Source organism: Treponema sp. (assembly GCF_024696245.1).
Lineage (GTDB): Bacteria > Spirochaetota > Spirochaetia > Treponematales > Treponemataceae > Treponema_D.
Genome location: NZ_JAILGZ010000145.1, coordinates 25,380 through 31,379, shown reverse-complemented (window position 1 = coordinate 31,379; position 6,000 = coordinate 25,380). Strand labels below are relative to the sequence as shown.

At 38.2% G+C, this 6,000-nt stretch carries 3 protein-coding genes; all 3 read right to left on the bottom strand.

Going from position 1 to position 6,000, the window contains the following annotated elements:
- Positions 1-886 (bottom strand): peptide ABC transporter substrate-binding protein (locus K6D58_RS10325; protein ID WP_296830379.1); only part of this gene is annotated, 886 nt, incomplete at its 3' end.
- Between the two features lie 230 nt (positions 887-1,116).
- A complete protein-coding gene (locus tag K6D58_RS10320; protein WP_296830377.1) occupies positions 1,117-2,877 on the bottom strand; it encodes a bifunctional metallophosphatase/5'-nucleotidase in 1,761 nt (586 codons plus the stop codon).
- An 80-nt stretch (positions 2,878-2,957) separates the two neighbouring features.
- A complete protein-coding gene (locus K6D58_RS10315; protein WP_296830375.1) occupies positions 2,958-5,999 on the bottom strand; it encodes an adenylate/guanylate cyclase domain-containing protein in 3,042 nt (1,013 codons plus the stop codon).
- Position 6,000: the final 1 nt, after the last annotated feature.

Here is a 6,000-nt window from a genome sequence, read left to right as displayed (position 1 = left end):
CTGAATCAACCGGCCTAAAGTCAGGAGAGTTTTTCATTTTGTTAATTGAATCTCCGGAGAGTTCAACAAAGTCCAGCTGTCCGCTTTGATATCTTCTTAAAGCTTCTTCTCCGTTACTTACGATTTCATAATGAAGTCCTGCAAGCTTTACATTCTTTGCATCATAGTAAGCTGTGTTCTTCTTAAATGAAATTGTTTTTCCTGAAGGAGAGTATTCTGTAATTACAAATGCTCCGTTAGCAAGACATGTTTCAGGACTTGTAGCATATTTATCACCACACTTCTTTACAAATTTTTCATTTGCAGGGTAGAAAGTGCAGAAGTAGAGAAGCTGGTCAAAATAAGAAACAGGAACCTGAAGTTCTACTTCAAAGGTAAAGTCATCTACAGCCCTTACTCCCAGCTGGTTTGGTTCCATCTGTCCTGCCTGAATTGCTGTGGCATTTTTTATCTGGGCAATATCGCTTATCATAAAGGCGTATTCAGATTGGGTAGCAGGATCTATAGCCCTCTGCCAGCCGTAAACAAAGTCATGGGCAGTAACCTGTTCACCATTAGACCAGTAAACATCGTCCCTGAGTTTAAAAGTGTATTTAAGTCCATCAGCCGAGACACTTTCTTCTTTACAAACGGCTTTTTTAACTGAGCCGTCATCAGCCATCTGCATAAGCCCGTCAACCATATTGCCTATGAGCTCAAATGATGTTGCAAAAACTGCAGTCTGTTGATCCAGGGTATCGATAGAAGCTTCAAGAGATACATTAAGTACAGAACCATTTACAGTTTTTTCCGGGAGGGGCCCTTTCTTTTTAGAAGATTTTCCTGAGCAGGAAACAAATAAAAGGGCTGCACTTACAGGGAAAAACATAAGTTTTGTTAGTTTCATAGGTCACTTCCTTAAGAGAGTAATATCTAGATTATAATCCTTAAATCTATAAAATCTAATTTGCCATAGATTAAGGGTTATTTTAATTTTTAAGGGAGTATTATATTATAAATTAATAGTTTTTATAGTAGTTTTTTTTTACTAATGTAAGAATTTTACGTTTTTTATAAAAAAACGGCTTTACCCTGAAGATACAGATGTAAAGCCGCCTTTATAGAAGTTAAAAACTCTTATTCAATGATTCCCTGCTGTCGAAGGTCATTTACATTAAGGGCTTTTACGTTAGGGGTTCTGCCATTTGCGCTGGATGGTATGCTTATTGTTCCATTGCGTACAAGTTCATAAATCTTTTCTGCTTCAGGAGCAAAGTTGCAGCCTGTAATCTTCCAGTTATTGTCGCATTCTGGAGCAAGAGGACTGTTTTTTGCAACATAGTCACTGATCATATCCCTTACTGCAAGGGAAGTGTCACGGTATTCAGGGTCTTTTCCAAACATTCCTTCTGATTTAAGGTTGCCAAAGCGGTAATTGTTTAATGCAAGAATGAGGCTCTGGTCATCAGCAAGAGGCTGTCCCTTAAACATTACGTTCTGGATGCGGCTGCCTTCAGGTTTAGAAATATCGATTTCGTAATCTACGCCGGCAAACATATCATAAAGATAGAGACGCATGTTTTCGTTAAAGGAAATTGTTACGTCTCCTTCCCTGAATGTGTTAAAGAAGCGGCCTGCCTGTTTTTCCATTATGGCCTTAAGCTGTTTACCTGTTACACGTACTGCAAAGAGAGTGTTGTCGTACTTATAGATTTTAACACCATCCCTCTTAAGGAATTTTCCTTTTTCAAGATTAGAGTAGGCTTCAAAAAGGGCAGCCATAGAAACATCAGCTTTCTGTCCGTTTAAGGTGGCATTTTCCATCTGAACTTTATTAATAAGGTCCATCATGGCAGTATCCTGAACAGCTGCAGTCGGAATTCCTTCAAGTCCGTTCCACCATAAAGAAGGAAGGAAGTTTTCTTTAATTTTACCTACAGCCTTGCCTGCAATCTTAAGGCTCTTTTTGTGAGTGCCCTTGTTAAGTTTAAGAATAAGAGGGTCAGCTGTAACATTAGCACCCTTCACTGGAAGGAGTTCGCCTTTTTTAGAAAGTACTTTCCATGAACCGCTGGAATTATCAAGTTCCATAGTTACTTTTGCAAGGTAAGCTCCCTTTGCACCTGGTTCAAGAATTAAAGCACCGTTAGATGCAGTCTGGTTTACAGCATCATGAGCATGGCCGATAAAGAATACAGGAATTTCTTTTCCGTATTTTTCTGCAACTTCACCAATACCCTTTTCATTAAATTCGCCTTTAAGTCCGTAGTGGGCAACTACAACAAAAACATCAGCCTTGTCCTGAATTTCATTAAGGACTTTTCCAACTTCTTCCATTGGACTTGTAAAGGTCATGTTGTTGTAATGCTCAGGGGCACTTGCTTCCCAGATTGGAACATGAGGTGCTGTTACGCCGATTACACCAACTTTAACGCCTTTTACTTCACATACAGTGTATGCCTTTACAAAGCGGCTCTTGTCTTCCTTATAAATATTTGCAGCAAGAACAGGTGCCTTAAACTGTTTGATTTCTTTAAGCAGGCTTTCAAATTCAAAATTGAATTCATGATTTCCAAGAACAACAGCATCATAATTAAGTGCATTAATGGCATTAATCATTGGATTTGTTTTTTCAAAGCGGAATTCCTGAATAAGGTTGTCCTGAAGACTGTCTCCGGCTTCAAATAAAAGAAGGTCCGGATCCTTTTCCCTTTCTGCTTTAATTACACTTGCAACTTTAGCAAGGCCGTTGTCTGTTTCTGAATCAGTGGCATAGTCATATGGATTAATTGCACCATGAATGTCACTGGTTTCAAGCATAGTTAATGTTACTTTTTCTGCAGAAAGATTTACTCCTGCAAATAATAAAGCAGCAATACTAACAATGATTTTTTTCATATAAAACCTCGTGTATAAGTTAGTTTGACTAACATTATACACCCGAATTTTATAATCCTAAAGTCTATTTGTATTCAGCTTTAATCTACCAGCAGGTCATAGGTAGTCATTATGCCTTTTCCTTTTATGTCACACTGAATTGGCTGGCTGAATTTGTAATTCTTATCTTTAAGATGATCGTAAACTGTCTGAGATACCCTTATGCATCCAGGACTGGCGGCAGTTTCCATTCGGCTTGCAACATTTACAGTGTTACCCCATACATCATAAATAAATTTTGTTCTTCCAATAACACCGGCAGTAACAGGACCAGAGTTAAGACCAATCCTGATTTCAAATGGAATTTTTGCATCTACATTATAGTCCCGGACATCTTTAAGAAGACCTTTTGCATAATCCACCATTATTTTTGCATGGTATGGATTAACAGTAGGGAGTCCGCAGGTTGCCATGTAGGCATCTCCAATAGTTTTGATTTTTTCTACACCCATCTGCTGGGCTCTTTTGTCAAAGAGAGTAAAGAGATTGTTCAGGGCATCAACAATTTCTTTTGCGGTAAAGGCACTGGAGGTTTTAGTAAAGCCAACAATGTCTGCAAAAAGAATTGTAGCATCGGCAAAGTCCTGACCTATTGAATGAATACCGTCTTTAAGTTCGTCGGCAATTTCATTAGGAAGGATGGCACGAAGAAGCTCATCTGATTTTTCTCTTTCACGGCTAAGTTCTGCTGTCCTTTGAAGAACCATGTTTTCCAGTTTAAGGTTTTCCTTAATGATGGCCCTGTGTTTAAGATAGAAGAAGAGAAAAATAATTCCCAGTACGATGAGGCCAATAATAATCCAGAAAGCCGGCATCTGATAAATAAAAGGTTCCTGTACAAATAAAACTGTCTGAGCCTGGTTAGAAAAGAATCCGTCTCCATTAATTGCATTAATAAGGAAGATATGTTTTCCAGGTGAAAGGTTTGTATAGGAAACAGTTCTTAAAGGAGTAGGGCTGGTAAATTCGTCTTCAAAGTTTGTAAGCTTGTGGGTAAAAAGAATTCTTTCCGGGGCATCAAAACTAAGTCCGGTATAAGTAATATCTATTCTTTTAGTTCCAGGGGTAAGTTTAATTTCTTTGTTATGGTGAGGGTAAAGCTTGTTGTCCATAATAACCTGGTCATCAACAGTAATGCTTTCAATCTGTATAAGAGGTGTAACAATATTTTCTGTAATCTTAACCGGATCATAAATTGCAACACCATCAATCATTGCAAACCAAACCCTGCCGTGTCTGTCAATTATACTTTTAGAAGTAGAAGTAGGTCCTCCTGAATCCAGACCGTCGCTTTTGTTGTAGAATTTTACATTTACGCTTTTTGTTTTTCCTTCAGCAGCATTTACTATCTCCGGGAACTTTCCTGAAGAAATTCCGCGGTTACTGGTCATCCAGAGATTGTTTGTTGAATCAGTTATTACCTGAAAAACAGCATCTGTCTGAAGTCCCTGATTTGAATTTACAGTTTCATATTCCAAAGGCTTCTGCTTTTCTTCATTAAAACCCCTGCAGCGGGTAATACCACTGCCGCTGGAAATCCATATAGAGTCATCTGCCTGCTGGGAAATTTTAAATATTACGTTTCCGGCAAGCCCGTCTTCTGAAGTAATGTGGGAGATTAGTTTTTCATCTTTCATCAGATAGATTCCGCCGCCGTCTGTTCCAATCCAGATAATTCCCATGGAATCCTGATGTAAAGCCATTATGTATTCGTTATCAAGTCCGTCTTTCAGTTTAAAATTCTTTATACTTCCGTCTTTGTGAATGATACTTAAACCTGTTGTTGTTCCAACGTAGAGTTCACCACTTTTTGCTTCTATTGCAACCCTGACTTTATTTCCTGCAAGACCTTGATTCATTGTCCAGCTGTAAATATTTTTTCCATCGTATTTCAGCTGTCCGTATTTTGAATAGCAGCTTACAAGAATGTCACCGTTTTTTGTTGTAGATATATCCCTGATTCTTACACCTGTAGCATATTCCGTAAGGGGATTTGTTACTTCAACATCATTTTTTATACATTTAAGTCCGTTGTCTGTTCCAATCCAGTAGTTTTCATTCTGGTCTTCACAAATTGCATTAACGGAAACATCCATACGGTTCATCTTAAATTTTCCGTGGGTTAGTTTTCCGATTCCACATCTGTCTGTAGCAATCCAGATATTTTCTTCCCTGTCACTAATTACCCGGCTTATTTTTGCAGAGTCCAGAATTTCACCTGTGTATTTTGTAAAGACTCCGTTGGTATATGTTACCAGACCTTTTTCCGTACCAATCCACATTATGCTGTTGTGGCAGTAAAAGTTTGTGGCCGGAACTGTATCAGCGATTGTATTGCTTTTAATTTTTGTAACATGTCCATCAGAAACTTTTACGATTCCCTTATCACCAAGGCCAATCCAGAATGCTCCATAGCAGTCCTGTGCAAAGGCAGTAGCAATGTAAGGTTCATAGTTTTTTAATTCCCTGTAGTTTTTAAAAACTCCATCGGCATAAGTATAGATGCCGTTTTTATTAACAGTTAAAAGCCAGATTCTTCCTGCTGTATCGCAGTAAATAGATGTACAGATAATTCCTTTTGCATACGATTCAGATTCAAACTGAGGAGTAAGAAGATTTTCTCTTGGAGTAAGGTAGACAATACCGGAAGCTGTACCTATCCATATATTTCCTTCCAGGTCTTCAGTCAAACATCTTATGGAATTACTTGGCAGCCCCTGTTCTGTAGTAAAAGTTTTTTTACCATCAGGTCCTATCTTCTGAAGTCCTTCATCATTTGAACCAATCCAGAGATTTCCCCTGGAGTCCTGGATAAAGCATCTTACAGAAACAAAGGTCAGGTCATTATTGCTGGATCTTTTGTGGGTAGAAAAGGTAAGTCCGTCAAAGCGGGCAAGTCCTTCATAAGTGCCAATATTTATGTAGCCGTCTTTAGTCTGAAGAATATCAGTAGCTGTAGTTCCGTTTAACTGTCCAAAGGAATTCCAGGTTTGATAAACGTAATTGTCAAAGAAAGAATTTTCACCAAAGAGTAAACTTAAATTTAATAAGATAAGGGTTATGTAAATTCCGGTTTTTTTCATA